General features: G+C 69.7%; 19 protein-coding genes and 1 pseudogene. 9 read left to right on the top strand and 11 right to left on the bottom strand.

Going from position 1 to position 26222, the window contains the following annotated elements; genetic code table 11:
- Nucleotides 1-64: 64 nt before the first annotated feature.
- The 5 genes and pseudogenes from OG963_RS40765 to OG963_RS40745 all read right to left on the bottom strand — a co-directional run.
- Nucleotides 65-757, bottom strand: a pseudogene (locus OG963_RS40765) (HAD family hydrolase); the annotation flags it as partial.
- Between the two features lie 102 nt (nt 758-859).
- On the bottom strand, nt 860-1942 hold the full coding sequence (locus OG963_RS40760) for an ABC transporter ATP-binding protein (protein ID WP_319740354.1): 1083 nt from the start codon (nt 1940-1942) through the stop codon (nt 860-862).
- 8 nt (nt 1943-1950) lie between these two features.
- Nucleotides 1951-2784 (bottom strand): ABC transporter permease subunit, encoded by an 834-nt coding sequence (locus OG963_RS40755; protein ID WP_362273912.1) that lies wholly within the window; start codon nt 2782-2784, stop codon nt 1951-1953.
- Nucleotides 2772-3677, bottom strand: coding sequence for an ABC transporter permease subunit (locus tag OG963_RS40750; RefSeq protein WP_319740281.1), 906 nt, complete (start codon nt 3675-3677; stop codon nt 2772-2774). The genes OG963_RS40755 and OG963_RS40750 overlap by 13 nt, the downstream gene beginning before the upstream one ends.
- Nucleotides 3678-3685: 8 nt before the next feature.
- The gene (locus OG963_RS40745; RefSeq protein WP_319740280.1) at nt 3686-4840 is read right to left on the bottom strand and encodes an ABC transporter substrate-binding protein; all 1155 of its coding nucleotides are present in this window, start codon (nt 4838-4840) and stop codon (nt 3686-3688) included.
- A gap of 235 nt (nt 4841-5075) precedes the next feature.
- Here OG963_RS40745 and OG963_RS40740 point away from each other — a divergent pair, with 235 nt between their 5' ends.
- Both OG963_RS40740 and OG963_RS40735 read left to right on the top strand, forming a co-directional pair.
- The gene (locus OG963_RS40740; protein WP_319740279.1) at nt 5076-5849 is read left to right on the top strand and encodes a GntR family transcriptional regulator; all 774 of its coding nucleotides are present in this window, start codon (nt 5076-5078) and stop codon (nt 5847-5849) included.
- A 617-nt stretch (nt 5850-6466) separates the two neighbouring features.
- Nucleotides 6467-8527, top strand: a complete 2061-nt coding sequence (locus OG963_RS40735; protein ID WP_371800060.1) for a phosphocholine-specific phospholipase C — start codon at nt 6467-6469, stop codon at nt 8525-8527.
- Between the two features lie 98 nt (nt 8528-8625).
- Here OG963_RS40735 and OG963_RS40730 read toward each other — a convergent pair whose 3' ends face one another.
- Nucleotides 8626-9081: a hypothetical protein gene (locus tag OG963_RS40730; protein WP_371800059.1), complete on the bottom strand. Its 456-nt coding sequence runs from the start codon at nt 9079-9081 to the stop codon at nt 8626-8628.
- Between the two features lie 323 nt (nt 9082-9404).
- Entirely contained in the window at nt 9405-10724 is a 1320-nt protein-coding gene (locus OG963_RS40725; RefSeq protein ID WP_371800058.1) for an acyltransferase, read from the bottom strand.
- 462 nt (nt 10725-11186) lie between these two features.
- Here OG963_RS40725 and OG963_RS40720 point away from each other — a divergent pair, with 462 nt between their 5' ends.
- Nucleotides 11187-12257: a mechanosensitive ion channel family protein gene (locus tag OG963_RS40720; RefSeq protein WP_030931878.1), complete on the top strand. Its 1071-nt coding sequence runs from the start codon at nt 11187-11189 to the stop codon at nt 12255-12257.
- Between the two features lie 216 nt (nt 12258-12473).
- Nucleotides 12474-13373, top strand: a complete 900-nt coding sequence (locus tag OG963_RS40715) for a YihY/virulence factor BrkB family protein (protein WP_362273922.1) — start codon at nt 12474-12476, stop codon at nt 13371-13373.
- A 75-nt stretch (nt 13374-13448) separates the two neighbouring features.
- Here OG963_RS40715 and OG963_RS40710 read toward each other — a convergent pair whose 3' ends face one another.
- Nucleotides 13449-14525, bottom strand: a complete 1077-nt coding sequence (locus OG963_RS40710) for a glycerophosphodiester phosphodiesterase family protein (RefSeq protein ID WP_352306870.1) — start codon at nt 14523-14525, stop codon at nt 13449-13451.
- Between the two features lie 442 nt (nt 14526-14967).
- On the opposite strand from OG963_RS40710, the gene OG963_RS40705 reads away from it, so the two are divergent.
- A complete protein-coding gene (locus OG963_RS40705) occupies nt 14968-15456 on the top strand; it encodes a GNAT family N-acetyltransferase (protein ID WP_371800057.1) in 489 nt (162 codons plus the stop codon).
- 226 nt (nt 15457-15682) lie between these two features.
- Here the strand turns inward: OG963_RS40705 and OG963_RS40700 are convergent, their stop codons facing one another.
- Nucleotides 15683-17560: a transketolase gene (locus tag OG963_RS40700; protein ID WP_371800056.1), complete on the bottom strand. Its 1878-nt coding sequence runs from the start codon at nt 17558-17560 to the stop codon at nt 15683-15685.
- 354 nt (nt 17561-17914) lie between these two features.
- Nucleotides 17915-18436 (bottom strand): CGNR zinc finger domain-containing protein, encoded by a 522-nt coding sequence (locus tag OG963_RS40695; protein ID WP_319740271.1) that lies wholly within the window; start codon nt 18434-18436, stop codon nt 17915-17917.
- Nucleotides 18437-18850: 414 nt separating this feature from the next.
- On the opposite strand from OG963_RS40695, the gene OG963_RS40690 reads away from it, so the two are divergent.
- The 3 genes from OG963_RS40690 to OG963_RS40680 all read left to right on the top strand — a co-directional run bounded on the left by OG963_RS40690 (nt 18851) and on the right by OG963_RS40680 (nt 22644).
- The gene (locus tag OG963_RS40690) at nt 18851-19720 is read left to right on the top strand and encodes an alpha/beta fold hydrolase (protein WP_371800055.1); all 870 of its coding nucleotides are present in this window, start codon (nt 18851-18853) and stop codon (nt 19718-19720) included.
- Nucleotides 19721-19890: 170 nt separating this feature from the next.
- On the top strand, nt 19891-20751 hold the full coding sequence (locus OG963_RS40685) for a DUF427 domain-containing protein (RefSeq protein WP_319740269.1): 861 nt from the start codon (nt 19891-19893) through the stop codon (nt 20749-20751).
- Nucleotides 20752-21504: 753 nt separating this feature from the next.
- Nucleotides 21505-22644: a DUF3103 family protein gene (locus OG963_RS40680; RefSeq protein WP_319740268.1), complete on the top strand. Its 1140-nt coding sequence runs from the start codon at nt 21505-21507 to the stop codon at nt 22642-22644.
- A 241-nt stretch (nt 22645-22885) separates the two neighbouring features.
- Here the strand turns inward: OG963_RS40680 and OG963_RS40675 are convergent, their stop codons facing one another.
- Nucleotides 22886-25009, bottom strand: coding sequence for a glycogen debranching N-terminal domain-containing protein (locus OG963_RS40675; protein WP_371800054.1), 2124 nt, complete (start codon nt 25007-25009; stop codon nt 22886-22888).
- A 125-nt stretch (nt 25010-25134) separates the two neighbouring features.
- Here OG963_RS40675 and OG963_RS40670 point away from each other — a divergent pair, with 125 nt between their 5' ends.
- Nucleotides 25135-26184 carry a LacI family DNA-binding transcriptional regulator gene (locus tag OG963_RS40670; RefSeq protein WP_371800053.1) on the top strand — a complete coding sequence of 350 codons (1050 nt, stop codon included), beginning with the start codon at nt 25135-25137 and terminating at the stop codon, nt 26182-26184.
- Nucleotides 26185-26222 lie beyond the last annotated feature (38 nt).

The raw sequence follows: 26222 nt of genomic DNA, 5'->3' as shown, positions 1-26222 counted from the left end.
AACGGGCCGGGCCCAGGGCGCGCCTCCCCCGAGCCGGCGTCGGCTCGGTGAGCGCACGCGGGTCCGGTACCCCGGCACGCACCAGCGCACTCAAGAGCCCCAAGGACGCCTCCTCCAGGCTCCCGAGAACCGTGCGCCGGTCCCTCGGTTCGATGGGTGCGACGGACGGGACCGCGAGGACGTGGCAGCCCGCCGCCTCCGCCGAGGCGACGCCCGTGGGGGTGTCTTCCACGGCCACACAGGCGCCCGGGGACACACCGAGGGCTTGGCAGGCGGCGAGGTAGGGGTCGGGGTCGGGTTTCGTGCGGAGCGTGTCGTCGGCGGTGACCGTGGTGGTGAACCGGCCCGCACCCAGAGCCTCCAGGGCCTTCACGACGGTGTCGGCGACGTGCCGCGGCGAGGCCGTGACCAAGGCGGTGGGAACGCCTTCGCTGCGCAGCGCCACGAGCAGCTCGACGGCGCCGGGGCGCGGCACGACGTCGGCGCGCACCCGGGCCGCGAATTCCCTGTGGAGATCGGCGGCGACCGCGTCGACCGGAACTCCGGCGGCCCGGCCCAGTGCCTTCGCCGTGTGCTCCACGGGGCGGCCCAGCACATCGGGCTGGTCGGCCTCCGTGAGTGCGTACCCCAAACCGGCAGCCACCTCGTCGACGGCCCCCCACCACAGCTGCTCGGTGTCCACGAGGGTGCCGTCCATGTCGAACAGCACGGCTTCCAGCAGCGATGGCTGAACGGGCGTGGTGCTGGGTTGCTTCACAAAGATCTCTTTCGGCGGCTCGGCGTAGGGCGGGTGTCGACGTGCTGCAGGGCTGTGCGCCTGCAGACGTCCTGCGGGCGTTCGGATGCGGCGGCGCCGGGGTCAGTGGCGCCGCGCCGCGACGAGCACCGGCCGGTCCGGGAGCATCACGGTCACGGCGGTGCCCGCGGTGAGTACCGCCGCTTCGTGTGTCTGCAGGTCGGCCTTCACCTCGGTGCCGTCGGCGAGGCGGACGGTGACTCGGGTGACGGCGCCGAGGAAGGCGGTGGCTACGACCCTGGCGTCGGCCGTGTCGTCCACGGCGAGCCGGACCGCTTCGGGTCGTACGAGGACGTCCACGTCGTCGCCTTCGCCCGGGTCACCGTCCACGGGAAGCCGTCGTCCCAGGACCGTCACCGTCGTGCGCTCGGCATCGAGGACGCCCGGGATCCGGCTCATGGTGCCGACGAACTCGGCGACGAACGCGGTGGCGGGCCTCGCGTACAGCTCGGCGGGGGCCGCGCACTGCTCCAGCCGTCCCGCGCGCATCACGGCGACGCGGTCGGCCATCGAGAGCGCCTCCTCCTGATCGTGCGTCACAAAGAGTGTGGTGATGGCGAGTTCCTGCTGCAGGCGACGGATCTCCTCGCGGAGCGCCAGCCGCACCTTGGCGTCGAGCGCGGACAGCGGCTCGTCGAGAAGCAGGACCCGCGGGCGCAGCGCGAGCGCGCGGGCGAGTGCGATGCGCTGCTGCTGCCCGCCGGAAAGCTGGTGCGGGAAGCGCTCACCCCTGTCCCCGAGGCCCACCAGCTCCAGCAGCTCGGCGGCGCGGGCGCGCCGCTCGGCCGTACGGACCTTGCGCATGCGCATCCCGAACGCGACGTTGTCGAGCGCGGTGAGGTGCGGGAAAAGGCTGTACGACTGGAAGACCATCCCGGCGTCGCGGCGGTGGGCCGGCACCCGGGTCACGTCCTCACCGTCGACGAGTACCTCGCCGGAGTCGGGGTGTTCGAACCCGGCGAGCACGCGCAGTGCGGTGGTCTTGCCGCAGCCGGACGGGCCGAGCAGGGCGAGGAGTTCTCCGGGCCGCGCGGTCAGGTCGAGGCCGTCGAGGGCGACGGTCGCGCCGAACTTGCGGCGCATGCCGCGGAATTCGACGGTTGCGGCGCCGGTCGTGGCGGCCTTCTCCGGCGTGGTGATCGTCATGGTGAGGGTCATCCCTGGGAGACGGTACGGGAGGGGGCGCGGCGGCCGCCGAGGGTGGCGACCGCCAGGAGGAGTGCCCAGGTCAGGAACAGGCTGAGCACGGACACGGCGACGGACATCTGGGCCTGGGAGCCGCCGATGCTGTAGATCCACACGGCGAATGGCTGGAAGCCGAGGAGCTGGGCGACGGTGAACTCCCCCAGTACGAGTGCCAGCGTGAGGAACGCCGCGTTGAGCAGCGCACCGCGGAGGTTCGGCAGCACCGCGCGGACGAGGGCCTGCGGCCAGCCCGCACCGCAGCTGCGGGCGGCCTCGACGAGCGTGCGCACGTCGACGGCGCGAAGCCCCGCGTCGAGGGCACGGTGGACGAACGGCAGAGCCATCACGACGTAGGCGAGGACGAGCACGATCGGGAAGTCCGGGTTCTGGAGCGCGACGAACGTCTGGAAGAGCGGCGTCGTCGCGAGGTACTCGGGACCCCACTTGAGGACCGTTCCGATCCCGGCGACGAACGCGATCGGCGGGACGATCAGCGGCAGCGAGCAGATGACCTCGACCACGGGCCGCAGCCGGGGTGCGCCGAGCCGCAGCGCGACCATGGCGGGCACCATCAGCAGCAGAACGACGGCGATCGTGGCGGCGGCCAGTTCGAGGGAGAGCACCAGGCTGGGCAGGAAGCCGTCGGTGCCGAGGATCCGCGCGTACGCGTCGACGTTCAGGCCCTGACCCGGCACATCGACCGTGAAGATCACGGAGGCTGCCAGCGGCACCAGGAAGTAGAGCCCGGCGACGGCGAGAACCGCGGCCCGTCCGGGGCGGAAGGTGGTGTTCAGGCGAGCCATCGCGCGCTCCGTCGTTGCAGGGGCAGGTACACGGCCATCACCAGGCCCGCGACGAGGACCATGTCGAGGCTGAGGGCCAGAGCCACGTTCTCCTGGCCGACCAGGACGTTGCCCGAGATGGCGTCGGCGATCTGCAGCGTGACCAGCGGGACCGAGCTACCGACCATCGCGGCGGCAGTGGCGTAGGCGGCGAACGCGCTGCCGAACAGCAGCACCAGACCACCGAGCAACGACGGCGCGAGCACCGGCAGGGCGACGTGCCGCCAGTACTGGGCATGCGTGGCGCCGTTGTTCCGGGCGGCCTCGCGCCACTGGGAGCGCAGCCCGTCGAGGGCGGGCGTGATGGTGAGGACCATCAGCGGGATCAGGAAATAGAGGTACGTGAGAGTCAGGCCCCAGAAGCTGTACAGGGTCCAACCCGCGTCGGCGAGGCCCAGGTGCCTTGTGAGGACACCGGAGTTGCCGAGCGTCGCGACGAAGGCGAAGGCGAGCGGGACACCGCCGAAGTTCGCCAGCACCCCGGAGGCGGTGAGTACGGCCTCGCGCAGTGCGCGGAAGCGGGAGACCACCACGGCCTGCGCGAGCAACAACCCGAGGAGCATGGCGATGGCCGCCGAGACCGCGGACAGTTTTACGCTGCCCAGGAGCGCTGTCAGATAGGCGCCGTGCAGCGACGTGGTCAGATTGGCGGTGGTGTAGGACGTGGCGCCGGTGGCCGGGTCCTTGACCGTGAAGGCGCCGTTCAGCATGGCCAGGGCCGGGATCCCGAAGGCGATCGCCACGAAGACGAGCAACGGAACGACGGCGAGCCACCCGGCCCCCCGGCGCCGCCGCCCCGCGGCAGCGGCGGCGGGCGCAGCGACGACGGGGGGCGGCGCGGAAGTGACAGACATGCCGGAGGTCATCCCGAGACGGCCTTGCCCCAGCCCTGGGCGATGACGCCCTTGGCCTTGTTCTGCTGGGCCTCGGTCGGGAACGTGACCGCGCCCGAGACCTCGGGCAGCTTGGCGGCGGCGTCCTTGTCGAGCGTCCCCGCCTTCTCCATGGCGGGCATCAGCGCCGGGCGGGCGTAGCCCTTGAGCCAGATGTTCTGGCCCTCGACGCTGTACAGGTACTCCTGCCAGAGGCGGGCGGCCGCGGGGTGCGGCGCGTCCTTGGTGATGGCCTGCGAGTAGTACTGCGCGTACCGGCCGTCGGACGGGACGGAGACCTTCCAGTCGACGCCCTTGCTCTTGAACTCGTCGGCGTAGCCGGCGTTGAGGTAGTCCCAGTCGATACTGATGGGCGTCTCGCCCTTCTCGACCGTCGCCGGGGTCGACTCGACCGGCGTGTAGTTCCCGTTCTTCTTCAGCTCGGCGAAGAAGTCCAGTCCCGGCTGGACGTCGTCGAGGGAACCGCCGTTCGCCAGGGCCGCCGCGTAGACACCGCCGAACGCGGAGCCGGACTTGGTCGGGTTGCCGTTGAGCGCGACCTGGCCCTTGTACTCGGGCTTGAGGAGGTCCTTGAAGGTGCTGGGGCAGTGCTTGACGCGCTTGGCGTCGCAGCCGATGGAGACGTAGCCGCCGTAGTCGTTGTACCAGCGTGCCTGCGGGTCCTTCTGCGCGGCCGGGATGTCGTCGTACGAGGCGACCTTGTACGACGCGAACAGTCCCTGCTGGGCCCCGCTCAGGGCGAATGAGCTGCCAAGGTCCAGCACGTCGGGGGCACGGTCCTGGCCCTTGCGCGAGGTGACCGCGTTGATCTCGTCCTGGCTGCTGCCGTCGGGGTTCTCGACCTCGATCTTGATGCCGTACTTCTCGGTGAAGCCGTCGATCAGCGCGCCGTAGTTTGCCCAGTCGCGGGGCAGGGCCATGGCGTGCAGCGTGCCCTCCTTCTTCGCCGCGGCGACGAGGGCGTCCATGCCGCCGAAGTCCGTCGCGGAGGTGGCGGTGTTCGCCTTCTTGCCGTCCGGGGTGGTGGCGGACTGGCTGGTGGCTGCGCCACAGGCGCTGAGGCTGAGTGCGGCGACGGCGAGGCCGCCGGTGAGCACGGCGATCCTGGACAGGGGCAACGTCACGATCTCTCCTGGTGTGGCGCCCCGGGCGGAGATCCCCGCTGGGGCTCGACAGAGAACTTGTTTGAACAAGTTGACCTCAGTAGGCACGTCCTCCATGTCGTCTCGGTGAACAGAGGGGCAACTGTGACCACCACTCTTCTGCACACTCGCCGGATGCCCCCCAGGAGAACGACCCCCTTCCCGTTCTCGTCTACGCTGGTTCACCTGCACACTGCGCACAGCACGAGAGGGAACCATGGCAGCCCGACACGAGGAGATCGCCGAGGAGTTGCGCCAGGCGATCGATCGCGAGGAGTACGCGGTGGGCAGCCGGCTGCTCCCCGAGACAGAACTCGCTGCGCGCTACGGCGTCTCGCGCGGCACCGTCCGGCAGGCCGTCGCCACCCTGACGTCGGAGGGCCTGATCGGGTCCCGGCAGGGCGCGCGGCGCGTGGTGCTCGCCAGCCGCCGCAATCAGAGCTTCGCCGAGCTGCGCAGCTTCGCCCAGTGGGCGCGCGCGATGGGCCGCACGGCGACGGGCCGGGTGGTGTCCTCGGAGTACCGCCCCACGACCGCCCAGGACTCGGTACGACTCCAGATGCCCATCGGCGTACCGGTGCTGCACGTCCTGCGACTGCGCGGCCTGGACGGCGAACCGGTGCTGCTGGAACGGACGGTGTACGCGGACTGGATCGCCCCGGCTGTCGAGCGCATCGAGCCGGAGTGTTCATCAGTGACGCAACGGCTGTACGAGGACTCGGGGTTGGTCTTCGCATACGGTGAGCATCTGATCGACGCCGTCGCGGCGGGAGCGCAGGACGCCGAACTGCTGGGCGTGCGCCGGACGAGTCCGCTGCTGCGGGTGCGCCGGGTCACGACCACCCGCGAGGGCCGCCCCGTCGAGTGGTCCGACGACCGGTACTGCTCCGACGCGGTGAGTTTCAGCGTCCACAACTCGATAGGCAACAACGCGCTGGCTCGTCGGACCGGCCCGGGCGCGACGCCGGCGACTCAGGGCCGACAGCGCTGAGCCGTCGGCCCTGAGTCGCACCGGATCTCGGCCTCGAGGCCCAGGCACGTCCGTAACCGTCCCGCCTGCCCTGCGACGCCTGGCGCGCACACGCGCCACCGCGCGCGCCGATCCGCCCCGCAGGAGCCACCGATGGGCGCATCCGGCACCCGACCCGTCCGGGAAAGAAGGCTCCACGCAGCGAGGCAGCAGGAGGACCGCAGCTCGCCCAAGGTTCCCTGACAGCTGCCCGGGAACGGGCGAGCCCTGCCGCCGGCCGTCCGATGCTCGCAGCGTGCAGGCAGACGCGGATGACGTTCACCGCGGCCGGATTCGCCGACGGGTGGAGCCCGCACGCTGCGCTCCACCCGGTGGGCGCGACGGACCGATGCCCGGAGCCAGGACCGCCGGCGTTCCGCGCCGCGCGCTGCGGCCAAGGTGAACAGCAGTGCCCTGGTGGGGTGTTCCCGGCGTTCGAGCCGCTTCAGCCCGGTCCGCCCTGCCTCCGGCCACCGGGCCGGGTTGGCACAGGTTTCCCGAACGGTTCGCTTCTCCGCCGCCACTTGTTTGAACAAGTTGGGAAATGCTGGCCGCTGCACACTTTACGGCCCACGGATTTTCCGGGAGACATGCTCTTCATGAATGCCATCGACCGCAGACGGTTCATGCAACTTGCGGGCGGCACTGCCGCTCTGTCCGCTCTCTCCACCAGCATCGCTCGCGCGGCGGAGATCCCCGCGAACCGCCGGACCGGCTCCATCAAGGACATCGAGCACATCGTCGTCCTCATGCAGGAGAACCGTTCCTTCGATCACTACCTCGGCACGCTGCGCGGCGTTCGGGGCTTCGGGGACCCGCACCCGGTGACGCTGCCGAGCGGCAAGCCGGTCTGGTACCAGTCGGACGGCACCAAGGAGATCCTGCCCTTCCATCCGGACGCCAAGGACCTCGGCCTGACCTTCCTGGAGGACCTGCCGCACGGCTGGAACGACACCCAGGCCGCCTTCAACAAGGGCAAGTACGACCAGTGGATCCCGGCCAAGTCCGCCACGACGATGGCGCACCTGACCCGTGAGGACATACCGTTCCACTACGCGCTCGCCGACGCCTTCACGGTCTGCGACGCCTACCACTGCTCGTTCATGGGCTCCACCGACCCGAACCGCTACTACATGTGGACGGGTTGCACAGGCAACGACGGCAAGGGCGGCGGCCCGGTCCTCGGCAACGACGAGGCGGGCTACTCCTGGACCACGTATCCGGAGCGGCTGGAGAACGCCGACGTCTCCTGGAAGATCTACCAGGACATCGGCGACGGCCTGGACGCGGACGGCGGCTGGGGCTGGATCGGCGACGCCTACCGCGGCAACTACGGCGACAACTCGCTGCTGTACTTCGACCAGTACCGCAACGCCGAGCCCGGCGACCCGCTGTACGACAAGGCGCGCACCGGCACCGACGCGCGCAAGGGCGAGGGCTTCTTCGACGTCCTCCGTGCCGACGTGAAGGCCGGCAAGCTGCCCGAGGTCTCCTGGATCGTCGCGCCCGAGGCCTTCACCGAGCACCCGAACTGGCCCGCCAACTACGGCGCCTGGTACATCTCGCAGGTCCTGGACGCGCTCACCTCCAACCCCGATGTGTGGAGCAAGACGGCGCTGTTCATCACCTACGACGAGAACGACGGATTCTTCGACCACGTCGTGCCGCCCTTCCCGGCCGGCTCGGCCGCCCAGGGCAAGTCCACCGTCGATGTCGGCGGCGACCTGTACGCAGGCGACAGCGGCCGCCCCGCAGGGGCGTACGGCCTGGGGCAACGCGTCCCGATGTTCGTGGTCTCGCCGTGGAGCAAGGGCGGATACGTCTGCTCCCAGACCTTCGACCACACGTCGATCATCCAGTTCATGGAGCGCCGCTTCGGCGTGACGGAGCCCAACATCTCCCCCTGGCGCCGCGCCGTCTGCGGCGACTTGACCACGGCGTTCGACTTCCGGCACAAGGACAGCCACACACCGCGCCTGCCCGACACCACCGGCTACCTGCCGCCGGACGGTGACCGGCACCCCGACTACGTGCCGACACCGCCGGCCAAGGGCGCGCTGCCCCGCCAGGAGCACGGTCTGCGCCCCGCCCGGCCCATCCCGTACGACCTGACGGCCGACGGCAAGATCAGTGCCGCAGGCTCGCTGCGGATCGACTTCGCCTCCCACGGCCAGGCCGGCGCCGGCTTCCTGGTCACCTCCGCGACGGACGCCTCCGGCCCGTGGACGTACACCGTCGGTTCGAGGCACTCGCTGTCCGGCGTCTGGAACGTCTCCGCGAACTCCCACGGCGCCTACGACTTCACCGTCCACGGTCCCAACGGCTTCCTGCGCCAGTTCGCCGGCAAGGTCACCGCTGCGGGCCCCGAGATTGCTGCCCGCCACGACGGCAACGACGGAGCCGTGCGCCTGGTCCTGACCAACGACGGCCACAGGACCGTCACGCTCACGATCAAGGACGAGTACGGCAAGCACAAGCCGGCCACCTACCGGCTGCGCCCCGGCGCCCACGTGGTGCACTCGGCCAGGACCGAGCGCACCCATGGCTGGTACGACCTGACCGTGACCGCCGACCACGACGGCACCTTCGTGCGTCGTCTGGCCGCCCACGTGGAGAGCGGCCACGCGAGCACCAGCGACCCGGCCTTCTCCGCCCGCTGACCCCGCTCGTCCGTTCCGGCCGCGGCCCGGTGCCACCGGGCCGCGGCCGACGCCGTCGCACGAGCCGTTCCCTCAGGGGGACGTGCTCCGCGCGGTGGTCACCCGGCGCTCCATTCGGAACTCGGCCATGCGTACTCGTCGAAGCCGGCCGGAAGCTTCCCGCACGAGGTATGGACACTCACGGCGAGCGTCCCGGTGTGCTCGTACCAGTCCACGGCGACCGTTTCGTCGGTGTCCGGGCGCTCGAAGCGGAAGCCCATGTCGGAGAAGTTCTCGCCGGTGAGCCTCCAGCCCTCGTACTCCAGCCGTCGGCGTACGCGCTCCTGTCCGGCACGGGCGTCGCTCCGCAGGACGTCCGTCACCTGCCACTCGAGAACAAAGCTGCGCACGTCGCCACGGCCTTCGTCGATATGGGCGATGGACCTCAGCCCCCGGTAGTAACACGTGCCCGTCTCCACGCCACTGGAACTCACACCAGGCCGGCCAGGCAGCGCCACTTCCTCGTAGACCCGCTGCGCCTCCCCCTTGAGGCGTTCCGCAACCTGATCAGGCACGACTGTCGGATACGGTTCTCCCTCCCACACCCGGTAACCGACCACGGACACGCCCACAGCCAGCACAGTGCCGGTGAGCCACAGAACCCAAGGACCGGGGCGCCTCCTCAGCATCCGCGGCTCCCTCCCCCGACCCTTCGGGCGGCCGGACAGCAGACACCCGACAACACAACGACGACATCACTGGTGAGACCCCGAACCGACCACATGATCCAGACGGTAGAAGGCCACGACCGCCTCGCACCTGAGGGCAACTACTCAGAGCTCCATGAGTAGTTGCCGGATCGATGCCACAACGGCCGCGGACGCGGCCCGACATGGTGTCAGGCTGCCCTCTTCAAGGCGCTCTTGGGCTCGTCGGGAGTTTTGTGCACTGCCGTCCGTCGGTGGGCCGTCACCAGCGTCGTGCCCAGCGCCAGGCTCAGCGTGGGCAGCGCAGGGAAGCGGCCGCCGTACGCGAAGCCCCGCATGGCGAACCAGGTCAGAGCGGCGACGCTTGTCGCCAGGCCGAGCCACAGCGGCCAGGGACGGCGCAAGCCGATGGCCGGCCGGATTCGCTCGTACAGGAGCGCCTGCCGACGCTCCAGCGGTCGTAGCGCCAGCAGAACGCCGACCAGGACAACTCCGAGAACCAGCAGCCAGGGCAGCCGCAGCCCCCACCATGCCCCGGACCCGAACGCCGGCTCGGGCGCGATCCCGGTCAGATAGAACGCGGCGGCGACGACGAGCACCGGCAGCATGTGCCACAGGTACAGCGTCATGCTGGCGCCGCCCACGTGGCGCACCGCTCGCCAGACACGCTCGCGGTCCAGAAGCCGCCGTACCGCCGGCGCGGCGAGCAGACATAGGCCAACCTGGGCCACTGCCCACGCCAGCATGGCCGCCGACGGCGGATCGGTGTTGCTGGGGTCCTGCCCGGTCACCAGGATCAGGCTGACCGGGAACGGCCCGAGCGTGATCAGCACCGCGCAGGCCAGTCCCCCGCCCGCCGCCATCGCGGCCGGCATCCGCCGACGCCCCGTCAGCAGGCCGTCGCGCCAGCAGAAGCCCAGCTGGTAGGCAACGCCCCACACCAGCACATAGTTGAGCAGACCGATGTACGGCACCCGTACCGCCAGTGCCAACGCGTCGGCCGCAAGGGCGGCAGCGCCCATCACCACGGGAACGAGCAGACCCCAGCGCCGGTGCGCCGCGTGCAGCGACGGAGTCAGGACGCTGAGGATCAGATACACCGGAAGGAACCAGAACTGCATCGCCATCGCCCACCCCACCAGCGCGAGAGTGTCCGGGTCCACGCCGACAGCCGAGCAGATCCCGACGGCGAGCAGCACCAGCCCGCTGTACACCGCCACCGGAAGCAGCAGCCGCAACGCCCGCTGTCCCACCCATCCGGCGGCCGTGTCACCCGTCTCACGGGCTCGCGACCAGGAGCCGCCCGCTGCGTGGCCCCCGGCGAGGAAGAACAGCGGCATGATCTGGAACCCCAGGGTCAGCCACTGGGTCCAGGGAATGGTCGCCAGGAGCTCCGGCGCGGTGATCTGCCCACCCGGTCCCAGGACCAAGGCGGTGATCAGCCAGTGCCCCGTCACCACCAGGAGGATGGCCCATGCGCGCATGAAGTCGACGTAGCGGTCTCTGCTCATGCGTCGCCATGGTGTCGCAGAGCCGATGGAACCACGATGGGAAGTAGAGACCGCAACCATTTCGTGCTCGGTACGACATCACTCCCGTGCCGGGTCCGCGATGCAATGGCTTCTGTCTCGTCGGCGCGACCACCATCGCCGAGTACCCCAAGAACATCGAGAAGGTCGCCGCCCTCGAACGGCGGTTCCAGCCCGTGATGGTGCCCGAGCCGCCGTGGACGAGACCGTCGAGAGCCTGCGCGCCGTGGGATGCCACGCCCGATCTGCCCTCATGTCCCCTGGGTCGTCCCCCAGGGTGCCGAGGCCGCCTGCCGCACACACCGCCCGTCGGATGCGGCAGGATGGAAGATCGTTCCGGATCCGACGATCAAGCAGGTAACACAAGGTGACAATGAATCACATATGGCGCCCTCCAACGGGTTCCGCCGCCGGTCCGCTCGTCCTGCCGGCGGGAGGCAACCGGTGAACCGGGCACTCACGCTCCATGACCTGATCGTCGCCGGGGTCATGGTGGTGGCGGGCGTCCTGGCGGGACTGTTGCTGCGCGCCGCCCTGAGGTGGCTGGGCGAGCGTGCCCGCCGGACGCGGTGGAGCGGGGACGACGTCATCGTCGACACCCTGCGGACGCTGGCGCCCTGGGCGGCGATAGCTGCGGGCGTGGCGGCGGCCGCCGCGGTGCTTCCGCTGACCTCGCAGGTCGGACGCAACGTCAACCGGACACTGACGGTGTTGCTCATCCTGGTCGCCACACTGACCGCGGCACGGGTGATCACCGGTCTGGTGCGGTCCGTCGCCCAGTCCCGGTCCGGTGTGGCGGGGTCGGCCACCATCTTCGTCAACATCACGCGCATCGTGGTGCTGGCGATGGGCTTTCTCGTCGTACTGCAGACTTTGGGCGTCTCCATCGCCCCGCTCCTCACCGCCCTGGGTGTGGGCGGCCTCGCGGTCGCTCTGGCGCTGCAGGACACCCTCGCCAACCTGTTCGCGGGCGTGCACATCCTCGCCTCGAAGACGGTGCAGCCCGGCGACTACATCCGGCTGAGCAGCGGCGAGGAAGGGTACGTGGTCGACATCAACTGGCGTAATACCGTGGTGCGTCAGCTGTCGAACAACCTGGTGATCATCCCCAACGCCCAGCTCGCCGGCACCAATATGACCAACTTCAACCGGCCGGAACAGCAGATGTCGGTGCTGGTCCAGGTCGGAGTCGGCTACGACAGCGACCTGGAGCACGTCGAGCGCGTGACCGCCGAGGTCGTCGAGAGCGTCATGACCGACATCACCGGCGGCGTCCCCGACCATGAACCGGCCGTCCGGTTCCACACCTTCGGGGATTCCAGGATCAACTTCACGGTGATCCTGCGGGCCGGTGAATTCAGCGACCAGTATCTGATCAAGCACGAGTTCATCAAGCGCCTGCACCAGCGCTACCGGGCCGAAGGCATCAGGATTCCCGCCCCGATGCGGACGGTGGCGGTGCAGCAGGCCGAGACGCCGGTGCCGATCCCGCACCAGCGCACAGTCGGTCTGTGAGCTGCTCCGAGCCCTGACAACCGCCGTGGTCGTGGCGCTGACATCGGTCGACGACCGACCTCCGCCGCCAAGCGGCCGGTCGCGGCGGGTGTACGGCCCGGTGACGGTGGCAGAAGCGGAAGTGGTAGCAAGGATGTCCATACACCGGGGGATCCGCTGCCTCCCCCGGCGCTGCCAGGCCGCGCCGCGCCTGACCACGTCCCCGGAGAACCAGCCGTGCCGAGCAAGACCACCGCAACCGCCGCCGGACACGTCCCCCGCCAGGCCGGCCCTGCAGGGCGGGCCGCCCACTGGCGGTCCGCTCTGTGCCGTACCCCTGTATCGATCTGGAAGGACGACCTCTCGGACTGGGCCGCCGCCCTGACGTACTACGCCATCCTCGCTCTGCTCCCGGCGCTGCTGGTCACCGTCGCTCTGATCGGCCTGGCCAATCCCCGGGCCACCGACGCGCTGATCACCGACATCACCGCCTTCGCCCCGGCGGAGTCCGGAGCCGCGCTGCGCCAGCCGCTGGAGGCCGCGACCCACGAACGCGGCGCCGTATGGCTGCTGATCGCGACGGGGACCGTCAGCGCGGTGTGGTCCGCCTCCAGCTATCTGGCCGTCTTCCGCAGGGCACTGCACGCCCAGCACGGGGTGCGGGACAAGCGGCCGGCGCTGCGCAAGGCCCACATCATCGTGGCCACCGCCGTGGGACTTCTCCTGCTGCTCATGACCAGCGCGTTCGCCCTGGTGCTGACCGGACCGCTGGCCCGCTGGCTGGGACACCGGCTGGGCCTGGCACATGCCAGTGAAACGCTGTGGGCGGTGCTGAAGTGGCCCGTCCTGGTGTTCCTGGTCGCCTGTCTGATCATGGTGCTGTTCCGTACCGGGCCGGCGTCGGCCAGGGGTCTGAGGCGGGGGCTGCCCGGCGGGGTGCTCGCCGCGTTCCTGTGGCTGGTCGCCTCGGCCGGATTCGCCCTGTACGCCACGCACATCGGCTCGTACAGCCGGCTGTACGGCTCGCTCGCCGGGCTCGTCGTCTTCCTGATCTGGGTCTGGTTCACCAATCTGGCTCTGCTGACCGGTGCCCAGTTCAACGTCGAACTGGCGCGGCCGGCACCGGGCCGCTCGTAACGGCCTCGGCCGGGTGACGGCGTACGCCCCGGAACTCGGCGCTCCGGGGCGTACGCGTCCGCGATGTGCCGGGTGTCAGTGACGCGGCGCGTGGTAGGCCTTGGGCAGGCGCATGCCGCGGTCGGCCATGATGTCCCGCACGCGGTTGGGGTAGTCGGTGATGATGCCGTCGATGCCCATGTCCATGAGCGCCTCTATGGTGGCGGGGTCGTCACAGGTCCACGGGATGACCTTCAGGCCGCGCTCATGGGCCTCGGAGATCATCTTCTTGTCGGGGTAGAAGCGGAAGGCCGGGTCGGCGATCGTGCCGTTCTGCGGGAAACCGTAGTTCGGGGACAGCGCGGTGACACCGGGGACGGCAGCGGCGGCCTTGACGAAGTCGCCGTCGTAGTCGTCGGCGTCGATGCCACCGAGCCACGGGGAGGCGCCGGGCTTGCCGACCTCGAGGAAGTCGTAGTTCGTCAGCGCCACCAGCGGGTACGACGGTGCGAGCTTGTGCATCGCCTTCAGCGCTCCCCAGTCGAAGGACTGGATGGTGACCTGCTTCTCGATCCCGGAACGGTGGATCTCCTCGAAGACACGCCGGACGAACAGCTCGCGCGGCGCGGTCTGCTCGGGGGCGCCGGCCTCCACCTTGGTCTCGATGTTCAGCTTGACCTGCTTGGCCTTGTAGCTCTTGACCAGGTTGAGGACGTCCTTGAGCTCCACCATGCGGAAGCCCTTGATCTGCTCCTGCTCGGGGAAGCCGGGCAGCTGCTGATAGCCGCAGTCCATGCTCTTGATCTGGGCCAGCGTCAGATCCTTGATGTACTTGCCGACATACGGGTACATCGGGTCACCGGGCGTCACGGGACCGGTGTCCTTGCACTTCTGGGCGCTGATCTGCCGGTCGTGGTTGACCACGACCTTCTGGTCCTTGGTGATGTGGGTGTCCAGCTCCAGGGTGCTCACGCCGAGGCGCAGAGCCTTGCCGAAGCCCTCCAGGGACTCCTCGGTGGTCAGGCCGAGGCCGCCACGGTGGGCCTGCAGGTCGAAATGAGTCTTCTGGGGCGGTACGTGGTGGTGGTGCTGGGCCGTGGCCGCCTGGGCGGTCGCCGGAAGGGCGAGCACGGGCAGGACGGCTAGGCTGGCGACTGCATGCCGCAGGGACATCTATGCCTCGTCTGTTTCGGGCGAACTGGACCCTGCGAAGCTAAGCCGCAACCCCGGATCGCACGAAGCTCAGGCATGAGGTCATCGTGAACAACCGGGAAACGATCGCTTCTTCGGACCCCGGGGCAGACAGAAAGTGCTAATGCCCCACGGTCACGTGTGTGGCCTCGTGTGTCGGGAAGGCCGTCCCTGCCATTCTCGGCCGACGGTGCCATCACGGGGCGAGCTGTCCTGGTGCCCGACTGACGGTCGGCGGCGTCGGCAACGTGCGCCCGCGCCGCGATCGATGCGTCCGCCAGGTCGAGATCCGGCGACAGGCTTCGCCCGGAATCGCGCTGGTTGCGGCCGAGCGGGGCACGTAGTGTCGGCCTGCGCGGAAGCTGGGCCCTACGGCCAGTGCCCGTATCGGATCAGGGCATGGGCCCAGGACGGATTGACACATATGCATCTTCTCCCTTTCGCCACCGCGCACGCCGCCACGGTGGCGGACTGGCCGACGGCCTCCGCGGAAGTCGTCATGTGGTGCGGGCGGCAGGAGTTCCCTGTGTCTGCACAGACGATCTCCGCGTGGCAGCAGGACGACGACGTTCAGGCTCATGTACTCGTCGAGGGCGAGAACCTCGTGGGTTACGGGGAATTGTGGTTCGACGCCGAGGAGGACGAGGTCGAGCTGGCTCGGATCATCGTGGCGCCCGACGCCCGCGGGAAGGGGTTCGGCCGCGTGCTCGTCCGGGGCCTGCTCGCGCAGGCTCAGGAGTCTGGTCGGGCCGATGTCTTCATGCGCGTGCACCCGGACAACGGGAGGGCTCTGAGGTGCTATCTGGCGGCCGGGTTCGTGTCGGTCGCACCTGGCCTCGCCGAGAACTGGAATGCCGCTCAGCCGGTCGACTATGTCTGGCTTCGGCACGATGCCGAGAGATCGGGCGACTGAGTTGCCGTCGTTGACGTCATGTTGCCGGACTGGATCGGAGGCCAGGGGCTCAGCCGTCACTGCTCCGTGGCGTCGCGCGAGCGGCCCCGCGGTGGATCCGTGGGTGAGACGCTGAGCAGCACCGTGCAGACGAGCACGGGCAGGACTCGGTGCGTGACAGCCGGGGCAAGGTCCTCCAGCGCGAGCAGACCGAAGATGATCGAGGCCCCCCGGGGCCGAACCAGCCTCAGTGGTCGACGAGGTCGTGGGCGGCGCGGGCGATGTGGGTGCGTGAGATGCCTGTGGTGTCGAGAAGTTCGGCCGGGGTCCCGGAGCCGGGCAGGTCGTGCACGGCGAGGTGGGCGTATGCGGGGGTGAGGCGCTGTGCGGCGAGTGCGGACAGCACAGCCTCGCCGATGCCGCCCTCGGGGTGGTGATCCTCGACGACGACCAGTGCACCGGTCTCCTGGGCGGCGCGAGCGAGGGTGCCGACATCCAGGGGCTTCACGGAGTACAGGTCGATGACGCGGGCGCGGATGTTTTCGGCGGCCAGCTGGTCGGCGGCGGCAAGGCACTCGTGGACGGTGACGCCGGCGCCCAGGAGAGTTACCTGGTCGCTGTCACCGGCGCGCAGGGTCTTCGATCCGCCGACCGGGAAGGTCTCGTCGGGTGCGTAGAGGACGGGGTAGGCACCCCGGGTGGTACGCAGGTAGGAGATGCCGTCGAGGTCCGCCATGGAAGCGGTCAGGGCGGTGGCGGATGTGGCGTCGCTGGGGTACAGCACCGTGGAGCCGTGGATGGCGCGCATCATGGCGAGGTCTTCCAGGCCCATCTGGGAGGGGCCGTCCGCGCCGATCTCGACACCGCAGTGGGTACCGCACAGACTCATCGAGATCTGGGAGATGGCGGCCATACGAATGAAGTCGTGGGCTCGGGTGAGGAAGGCTGCGAACGTGGTGGCGTAGGGGTGGTAGCCGCGTACGGCCATGCCGACCGCGGTGGCGATCATCTGCTGTTCGGCGATGTAGATCTGGAAGTACCGCTCGGGGTGTGCCTCGCCGAAGTCCTCCGCGTGGGTGGAGTTACCCACTTCGGCGTCCAGAGCCACGATGTCGGGGCGGGCGCCGATCGCGGCGAGCGTCTTGCCGAATGCGACGCGGGTGGCGACGGCTTCGCCCGTCTTGAACTGCGGCAGCGTCACCTGTACCGGAGCGACCGGGTCGGTGGAGGTGGCGGCGGGCGGCTGGGGGCCGCGGACGGTGTGGTGGCGTACGCCGCCCAGTTCCGTGATCGCGCGGGCGGCCAGGTCGTCGGGCAGCGGCTTGCCGTGCCAGCCCTCGGCGTCCGCGACCTCGGCGACACCCTGGCCCTTGACGGTCTTGGCGACGATGACGGTGGGGGCCTGGCCGTCGTCCGCGACAGCCAGGGCTTGTTCGACGGCCGCCAGGTCGTGGCCGTCGACGACGAGAGCGCGGCAGCCGAAGGCTTCGGCACGGCGGACGTAGGCGTCGGTGTCCCAGCCCAGCTCCGTGGGACCGCTCTGGCCGAGGCGGTTGACGTCGATGATCACGGTGAAGTTGGCCAGCCGGTGCTGTCCTGCCTTGTCCAGGGCTTCCCACACCGACCCTTCTGCCATTTCGCTGTCGCCACACAGCACCCACACACGGGAGGACTGTTGTTCCAGGTCCCGTGCGGCGAGCGCGACGCCGACGCCGTAGGCGATGCCCTGGCCCAGGGAGCCGGTGGCTACGTCCACCCAGGGCAGGACCGGAGTGGGGTGGCCCTGAAGACGCGCACCCTTGCGGCGGTAGGTGGTCATGAGTTCCTCTTCGTCGATCGCGCCGGCGGCGAGGAACATCGCGTACAGCAAGGGGGAGGCATGCCCCTTGGAGAAGATCAGGTGGTCGTTGGCCGGGTTCTTCGGGTTCTGCCAGTCGTAGCGCAGATGACGTGTCATGAGGACGGCCATGAGATCCGCGGCGGACAGGCTGGAGGTGGGGTGGCCCGAGCCGGCGGCGGTGCTGGAGCGGACGGAGTCCACCCGCAGCTGCTGAGCCAACTCGAAGACCTCATCCAGGTCACTGTCAGGCCCCAGCCAGACTGTGACGGTGTTCTCAGCCGACATCGCGGACTCCTCTCGAGACGTGCGTTCCGATCCGGTTGCTTCGACGGCCGCCGGCTCGCGGGCCGCGCGCAGTGGCTGCGGGCGGTCCGTAGAGGCTGCGTGAGACGGCCGTACCCTTGCCGACCGTATGCCCGTGGGACGGAGGCCGCGATTCAAACGCGTGCCGGTCGGACGGCGCGGCCCAGGAACGCCGGCAGTGCGGTCCGGTGGCGCCTGTCCGCTGTGCAGCGGTTCATCGCCGGCCTGCGATGGTGGGAACCACCCGAAGTCGACGGCGCGGCCGGGGCCCGGTCGGGGGAACGTCCTGCCGCGGAGAGCTGAGCCCCGCCGCGTTCCCGGGAGCTGGTGGGGGTGCTACTCGGCTGCGCCGTCGCGGGTGCGCTGGTAGTGGCGCCTGGCCTTCATCCTGTTGCCGCAGACGGCCATCGAGCACCAGCGCGCCTTGTTGGTCTTGCTGCGGTCGAGGAGGAACCGCCGGCAGTCCGGATTGGCACACGGCCGCAGTCGTCCGGGTGTCGCCTTCTGCAGCGCGCTCCAGGTCATGACCGCCTGCACCGCCATCAGGCGCTCCTTGCGAGCGTCGAGATCCCAGGACACTCCGGCGGAGGAGACCTGGGGGTGGGACGTGACACCCTCGAGAACGGGGGCCAGTGACGTGGCCGGCCGGCTGCCACGCACCACGTCCTGCAGGGCGTCGCGCGCCTGCACGAGGTGGCGGTGCTCATCCGCGGTGCCGCTGCCGCCGTGCGCACGCTGCCAGGCCTCGGCCGCTGCCGGATCCGCCAGCTGATCCTGGACCATCCCGTTGACCACCGGCGTCGTGTTGAGGAGTTCCAGCAGTGCGTCCTGCTGCTCTCGATCGCCATCGGCCGCCATCACGCCTCCTAACCACATTGAATTACTTGAAAGGTTACACGAACCAAAGCGCGATCTAACCATGAAAGGAATTTTTGAAGGTTAGCATCGGACGAGACGTTCACCGCGGCCGCGGGTAGCACGCACACACGGGCTCCCACCAGGTCGAGATCGCCGCACCGAGTGCACTCATGCCCGACGGCTCCACTGGCCGGCGGGTCGCCGACGGGCGGAGGCTTGAAGAAGGCCCCATATCCGCGCCGATCCGGGCCCACCGCGCCCCGCGCTCCCGACCGGCGACGACCGCCTCCCGCCCCGGAGACAGCCGCGACGGCACCCCTCACAACTCTAACCATCAAAAGCTCCTTGACAGGTTAGAACCGGCGTGGTCGACTGATTTCATAACCACTCAAGCTCGATAGAAGGGTTAGGAACATGACCTACGCAGTCCACCACCGCACGGCCACCGTCAACGGCCTCGAGGTCTTCTACCGGGAGGCCGGCGACCCCCAGGCACCCGACCTGGTGCTGCTCCACGGCTTCCCGACCAGCTCACACATGTTCCGCCACCTGATCCCGGCACTCGCGGACCGGTACCACGTCATCGCTCCCGACCACATCGGGTTCGGCCAGTCGGCGATGCCCGCCCTGAAGGACTTCCCCTACACCTTCGACGCCCTCACCGAGGTCACCTCCGGACTGCTTCGGCACTTGGGTGTCGACCGGTTCGCGATGTACGTGCAGGACTACGGCGCCCCCATCGGCTGGCGCCTCGCGCTTCAGACCCCGGACCGCATCACCGCGATCATCACCCAGAACGGCAACGCCTACGAAGCAGGCTTCGTCAAGCCCTTCTGGGACGGCGCCTTCGCCTACGCCCAGGCCCCCGGGCCCGACACCGAGGCCCCCATGCGAGGCGCCCTGACCGCAGAGGTCACCCGATGGCAGTACGTGAACGGAGTCGCCGACCCCACCCTGGTCAGCCCCGACAACTGGGTCCACGACCAGGCACTGCTGGACCGGCCCGGCAACGACGGGATCCAGCTCAAGCTCTTCCGCGACTATCCCACCAACGTCGACCTCTACCCACAGGTCCACCAGTACTTCCGCGACTCCCGGGTCCCGCTGCTGGCGGTCTGGGGCGCCAACGACGAGATCTTCGGCCCCGCGGGGGCCGAGGCGTTCAGCACGGACCTGCCGGACGCCGAGATTCACCTGCTCGAGTCCGGCCACTTCGCCCTCGAGAGCCACCTCGAGCCCATCACCCAGCACATCCGCGACTTCCTCGGCCGCGTCCTCGCCTGACATGGAGGGTAGAGACGCCACCGCCATCGACGGCAAGCTCGTCCGGACCCGCTGTCGCCGACCGGAGGTCGCGGTCTCCCGCGGCTCCTGCGAGCTCAGACCGGGCAACCACCACCCGACCATCCCGGGGTACGGCCTCCCGCCCACCCCCCACCCGGAAGGAAATGGCCATGGGACTGTCCTGGCAGCAGGGACCCCTTTCCGCAGCGTCGATCGGACACTTCCTCACCCCCGGGCCCCTGCCTGAGCGCCTGCTGTTCGCCGAGCCGCTGCGCCGCCGTATGCGCGTGAAGTTCAACGGCACCTGGATCGCCGACAGCGAGAACGTGATCGTGCTGCACGAGCCGGGTCGCTACCCCGTCGCCTACTTCCCCCGTGGGGACGTGGACCCCCAGGTCCTGGCCACAGCCGACAAGGTCACCCACCACAAGGACCTGGGCGAGACCACCTGGTACGCGGTCCACGCCGGCGACCGCACCACCGAACGCGCCGCCTGGGAGTTCGCCTCGCCGCCCGAGCATGCCGCCGCGCTGCAAGGCCGCATCGCCTTCGCGTGGCGGGCCATGGACGCCTTCTACGAGGAGGACGAGCGCATCCTGGGCCACGCCGCGGACCAGTACCACCGCATCGACATCCGCAACACATCCAGGCTTCTGGAAGTCCGCCTGGGCGACACCGTGGTGGCCCGCTCCGAGCACCCCGTCGTGCTCTACGAATCCGGATTCGCCCCGCGCTGGTACGTCCCGCGCGCCGACATCGACGAGACCCGGCTGCGCCCCGTCGAAGGACAGACCTTCTGCCCCTACAAGGGCCTGTGCGACTACTACGACGTGGGCGATGTGCACCGCGCGGCCTGGACGTACCGCAACGCGTACCCCGAGGTCGGACGGATCGGTGACATGGTGTCCTTCGAACCGGACCAGGTCGAGATCCACCTGGACGGCAAGCGCCTGGAACTCGAGTCCGGGCAGAGGGTCGTCCCCCACGGCGTCGACCGCGGCCTGGACGCCGACGAAGTCAGGGCCCACTGACCCGGCAGGAGCCGAAGAGCGGACCCATCGGCGTGGAAACGGGTCGAGCGACGCGGAACACGGAACGCGGCACCACCCGACCGGTCTCACCACCGGCCCCGTCAACGCCGGCAGCGCCGACGGCTGGGGCAGCATGGACAGCGGAGTCCGCCCGGGAGCCCTTCGCACGTCGACCGGGCGGACCACCTTGGGCGTCGTCCCGTGACCTGCCGGCCGACGACGGATTTCCCGGGCCGGCCGTGCCGCGGGCCGCAAATCCGGCACAGCAGCGTCTGGTGGCCGCAATCGGGACGGCTCGGCTGCGGCGCTCGCCCGTTCGGCGGGGTGCCGACGACCACAACCGCCGCGTCGGCGAACGATCCGCCGCCCTGGTCTTCGGCTCCGGCGGCCCGTCCGCCGCGGAGCGTGACCGCATCGCCGATGTTTGTTCCATGGCAGGGCTCCTGGGATGAGCGGTGAACGGAAACCCAAGACCTCAGGCGGGGAACTCGATCGAGGTGTCAGCGGGTAGGGATGGCACCGCCCTCATGACGGGCTGGAGGACGACAACCCACTGCTCCGGCGGTAACTCCCTTACGAACCAATCGACTTGACGTGGTCCCGACACAAGAAATTTACCCTCCCGGATCTACTCGCATAGACCTCATGCCGTCATCCTGGGCGCAGACGTCCCAGAACCCGTCCCAGCAGCGCAGACGCCCACCCGGCGGCTCCGTCCTGGGCGGAACCAGCTCTCGGCATCAGGAGGATCTCTTGAGCAAGAAGCAGTTGCGGCGTACCACCCTCGTGGCGGTCCTTCTCGCCGCGGTCACCACCGCCACGGCGCAGGGAGCCGCATCGGCGTCCGCGGAGGCGTCCACGGCACGGCCGTCCGCCGCGGCGCCGTCCACCGTGCGCGGCATCGAGGACGATGTCGCCCGCTCCCTCGCCGTCTCGCTGACGGATGCGGGCTGGCGGTCGCAGGTGCGTAGCGCGGCCCTGTCATCCGCCCAGGTCGATGTACAGGACCTGGCGGCCCGGGCCACCACCCGGAGCGGCAAGGCACTGATCCCGGCGGTCCGCGAGGCGGACCGCCGTATCGCTGCGGCCAAGGGGCTGGCCGCGAGCACCGGTTCGCTGCTGCGCGTACGTCTCGGCGACGCCTCGATGCGTGAGGACCTGACCGGCGGGGCCGTCCCACTGGTCGCCGCCGCCCCTGCCGACGACGCCGCCGAGACGATCACCGCGTATGACAGCCACGGGCGAGCGCACATCCTCGACGCCCGCAAGGTGCCCCAACTGCCTGTCTACGTGGTGGACATCGACGTCTCCAAGGCCCTCGCGGCGGGACTCGGCGTCCTGAGAACGGAGTTCGCGAAGCATGGTGTCGCCACTCCCGGGCCGCAGTCGCGGCAGGCCGCGGGCGGCTGGTGGTCCACCCGTGTCACATCCGTCGAGCTGGCGGACGACGAAGAGCCCTGGGTCAAGGGTGACGCCGAGGTGTACACGCTGGTGACCGGCTTCGGGCTGGACGGCAAGGCGCGTGTGGACACGGTGGACATGCCCTATCTGAACAGCGACGGGGTCGTCTACTACCCCAACCAGATCCTGGTCAACTGGTCGAACTACAAGTACAACCTCGCCGACGCCGTGATGATGGAGGACGACGGCGACACGAACTACCAGGCACTCGCCCAGGCCCTGACCACGGCCCTGCTCACCATCACGGACCAGGGGGCGTACATTCCCCTGGTGAACGCGGTCCTGGCGGCCATCCCCACCTCCTGGTGGACCGACGACCCGGACTACGTCGACTCCTGGTACACGCTCGCCCGGACTGACTCGGGTCGCCGTAACGGGGCAGCCGGCAACGGCTGGATGACGGTCGAGCCGTACTTCGTCGAGCAGTTCTGACCGAGCGTACGCACGACGCGTGAAGGCCGCCCGGGGGCGGCCTTCCGTGTTTCCGGGCACCGGCCGTTCCCTCTCCGAACGATCACTGATGATCACCGAGAGAAGCCAGCGATGGTTCCGGCCCGCCGGCCGACCGCTCACCGAGGCCCTGGAGACGCTCTCGGCGCACGACGTTCGGGGCGATGGCCCGCGGCTTCGACGTCGCCGGCGGCGCGTGCGCGGCGGGTGCAGCTGCTCCGCGTCAACGGGGCGTCATGTGCTCCCTCTTCACCACCAGTCCGTTCGGCGCTTCGATGTGAGCCGTGCCGTCGGCGTCGACGGAGATGTCCAACCGGTCGCCGGCGACGTCGAGGCCCTCGACCTTCAGCGGCCGGTACTCCTCCGCGAATCCGGGCGCGACCGTGAGCGTTCCGCTGGGGACATCGGCAGAGAGCCCCAGCATCGACTGCAGGATCATGACGGACGAGGCCGCCGCCCAGGCCTGGGGACGGCAGGACGCCGGATAGGGCGAGGGCCGGGCGTCGGTCGCGGCGCCATGACCGGCGAACAGCTCGGGAAGTCGCCCGTCGAAGCCCGCGGAGGCGGACAGCAGACCCGCGGAGAGGGACGCGGCCGTTTCCGGGAACCCAGCCCTGACCAGGCCGTGTACCGCGATCGCGGTGTCGTGCGGCCAGATGGAACCGATGTGATAGCCGTACGGGTTGTAGGCCACGGAGTCGCTGCTCAGGGTCCGCAGACCATGGCCCGAGTCGAGGTCGGGCGCGCCGAGCCTGGCGGCCAGCAGAGCGCTCTCCTCGTGGTTGAGCAGACCGGTTCCCAGCAGTTGGCCGAAGCCCGAGGTGACCGAGTCCACCGGCTGCTTGTCCCCGTCGAGCGCGACAGCCGGATACGGACCGTGTTCGTCCTCCACCCAGAAGTGGCTGCGGAAGCGGTCACGCAGCCGTTCCGCCCACTCCTCCCACTGGTCGGCGCCGGGACGGCCGAATGCGCGCAGCAGGTCGGCGCCGCCGCGGGCCGCCTCGTATGCGTACGCCTGGACCTCGCAGAGCGCGATCGGGGAAGTGGCGAAGCGGCCGTCGCGATACCGGATGGAGTCGCCGGAGTCCTTCCACCCCTGGTTGGCCAGGCCACGTCCGGTGCGGTCGATGTACTTCAGGAATCCGTCCCCGTCCGCGTCGCCGTGGTCGCGCATCCAGGCGAGTGCGGACTCCGCGTGCGGCAGGAGCTGCTCCACCTGCTCGGGCGCGAGGCCCCAGCGCCAGGAGTCGTGCAGCAGCGTGATCCAGAGCGGGGTGGCGTCGACCGTGCCGTAGTAGCAGGGCGGCAGGGAGAAGTTCTCGTTGAAGTTCTGGGTGGCTCGGCGCACTTCGTGCAGGATCTTGCCGGGCTGCTCCTCGGTGTCCTGGTCGGACTTCACGCCTTGGCGGCGGGCGAGGGTGCGCAGCGTACCGGCGGCGAGATCGGTGCCCAGCGGCAGCAGCATACGGGCCGCCCACAGGGAGTCGCGGCCGAAGAGGGTGAGGAACCACGGGGCGCCGGCGGCCAGGAACTGGTCGGCGGGTTCGTCCGGATCGGTCAGCCGCAGTCGGTCGAGGTCTGCGGCCGACTGGCTCAGCCACTGGTCGAAGCGCCGGTCGGCGCTGCGCAGTACAGGCGTGCGCCAGGGCAGGCTGTCCGCCGGCGGTGCGGGGAACTGATCGCCGTCCTGATGAGCCGCGTCACAGTGCAGCACAGCGGTCCACGACGAGCGGGGGGCGAGTTCGATGTCGTACTCCAGCCGTCCGGCGGCCGCATCGACGGAGGAGGGCTCCGGGGAGCTGGTGAGCCGTACGACGAAGGTGTCCCCTGACCAGTCGAGTCCGCTCCCGGTGGCGGTGGCGGAGAGCGGGCTCTGCGCGTGTCCGGACTTGACGCGCTCCATCGGGGCGAGGTCGGTCCCGGCAGTGACGATCAGCCGGAAACGGACGTTCTGCCGTCCTGCGTTGGCGACTTCGAGGGTCTCCTCCAGGCGCCCGGGGGTGACACGGCGGCGCCGGTGCAGGGTGACCGCCGGGTCCGGAGTCTCCTCACCCAGACCGCGCAGCACACCGCGGAAGGCCGCCCGGTCCGCTCCTTGGAAGGCTCCCCGGACCGGCGCGATCGCGATCCCGTCCGCCGCGACGGTCAGGCGGGCGAGCGCCCTGCTGTCGCCGTGGTAGAAGCCGTCCGCGGAGCCGTCGATCTGTCCGTCGGCGTGCGAGATCGCGAAGCTCGGGGCGTACAGCGTCACACAGGCGTCATGCAGGAACGGCTGGAGTCCTTCGGCCGAAGGGCCGGGCCCCGTGTCGGAGTTCGTCATGTCGTGGGTCTTGACAGTGGTGTCCAACAGAGCAGAACCTCTCAGGCATTGGAGCGTTCCAAGAACCCTAACTACGACTTCACAGCGTTGACAACGGTATTGGAACGCTCCAATAAACTCGTCCGTTCGCACAACCGGTTCCGGAGACAGCCATGCCCCCCTCCCCCAACACCCCCGCATCCAAGGCAGGTTCGGTGACCCTGGCCACGGTGGCGAGGCGGGCCGGCGTCTCTCCGCAAACAGTGTCCAACGCGATCAACTCGCCCGAACTGCTGCGCCCGGAGACCCTGGAGCGGGTCCGTCGCACCATCGACGAGCTGGGCTATCGCCCGCATCGAGCTGCCCAGACCCTGCGCACCCGCTCCAGCAGACTCATCGGCTACGGGATACGCCCCACCGCCCCCGGCACCTCGGCCCCGGTCATGGACCGGTTTCTGCACGCCTTGTCCCAGACCGCCGACGAGGCCGGCTACCGGATCCTGCTCTTCGCCTCACCTCCTGGCAGCACCGGCCTCGAGGGGTACGAGGAACTCCTCGACCTGCACAGCGTGGATGGCTTCGTACTGAGCGGCACCGAGCGGGGCGACAGGCGCCAGGCCTGGCTGGAGAAGCGCGGTGTGCCGTTCGTGGGCTTCGGCCGGATGTGGTCCGGCCGCCAGATAGGCGACTGGGTGGATGTCGACGGCGCCTCGGGCACGGACTCCGCGGTCGAGCATCTGGTCGGTCTGGGGCATCGCAAGATCGCGTTTCTCGGCTGGCCGCGCGGCTCCGGAGTCGGCGACGACCGAGCCGAGGGCTGGCAGCGCGCCATGCAGCGGCACGGCCTTGCGGTACGTGGCAAGCGGGCGCACAGCATCGATGACATCACCTCGGCACAGGCCGCCGCCGGGCCGCTGCTCGACGCGGGCGCGACAGCCGTGATCGCCGCCAGCGACATGCTCGCCCTCGGCTGCTACCAGGCCCTGCGCGAGCGCCAAGCCGTTCCGGGCACGGACGTCGCCGTCGTCGGCTTCGACGACTCCCCCACGGCGGCGCTTCTCTCGCCCGGACTGTCCACCGTCGCCCAGCCACTGGAGGCCGTCGGCCGCGAATGCGTCCGACTTCTGTTGGCCCGCATGTCGGAACCCGATGCTCCGGCTGAGCGCGTCCTGCTCGAACCGTCTCTCGTCGTGCGTGACAGCACACCCGCGTCGGTCAACTGAACCACTCCCCGCGCCCGTTCACGGGCCACCGAATCACA

The sequence above is a fragment of the Streptomyces sp. NBC_01707 genome (assembly GCF_041438805.1).
GTDB lineage: Bacteria > Actinomycetota > Actinomycetes > Streptomycetales > Streptomycetaceae > Streptomyces.
Note: the sequence above shows the minus strand (reverse complement) of the source record. Positions and strands in the feature narration are given on the sequence as shown.

Coding starts and splice junctions, on each gene's coding strand:
- OG963_RS40760 (WP_319740354.1), bottom strand. CDS start 1,942: ATGACGATCACCACGCCGGAGAAGGCCGCCACGACCGGCGCCGCAACC.
- OG963_RS40755 (WP_362273912.1), bottom strand. CDS start 2,784: ATGGCTCGCCTGAACACCACCTTCCGCCCCGGACGGGCCGCGGTTCTC.
- OG963_RS40750 (WP_319740281.1), bottom strand. CDS start 3,677: ATGTCTGTCACTTCCGCGCCGCCCCCCGTCGTCGCTGCGCCCGCCGCC.
- OG963_RS40740 (WP_319740279.1), top strand. CDS start 5,076: ATGGCAGCCCGACACGAGGAGATCGCCGAGGAGTTGCGCCAGGCGATC.
- OG963_RS40735 (WP_371800060.1), top strand. CDS start 6,467: ATGAATGCCATCGACCGCAGACGGTTCATGCAACTTGCGGGCGGCACT.
- OG963_RS40725 (WP_371800058.1), bottom strand. CDS start 10,724: ATGAGCAGAGACCGCTACGTCGACTTCATGCGCGCATGGGCCATCCTC.
- OG963_RS40710 (WP_352306870.1), bottom strand. CDS start 14,525: ATGTCCCTGCGGCATGCAGTCGCCAGCCTAGCCGTCCTGCCCGTGCTC.
- OG963_RS40705 (WP_371800057.1), top strand. CDS start 14,968: ATGCATCTTCTCCCTTTCGCCACCGCGCACGCCGCCACGGTGGCGGAC.
- OG963_RS40700 (WP_371800056.1), bottom strand. CDS start 17,560: ATGTCGGCTGAGAACACCGTCACAGTCTGGCTGGGGCCTGACAGTGAC.
- OG963_RS40695 (WP_319740271.1), bottom strand. CDS start 18,436: ATGGCGGCCGATGGCGATCGAGAGCAGCAGGACGCACTGCTGGAACTC.
- OG963_RS40690 (WP_371800055.1), top strand. CDS start 18,851: ATGACCTACGCAGTCCACCACCGCACGGCCACCGTCAACGGCCTCGAG.
- OG963_RS40685 (WP_319740269.1), top strand. CDS start 19,891: ATGGGACTGTCCTGGCAGCAGGGACCCCTTTCCGCAGCGTCGATCGGA.
- OG963_RS40670 (WP_371800053.1), top strand. CDS start 25,135: ATGCCCCCCTCCCCCAACACCCCCGCATCCAAGGCAGGTTCGGTGACC.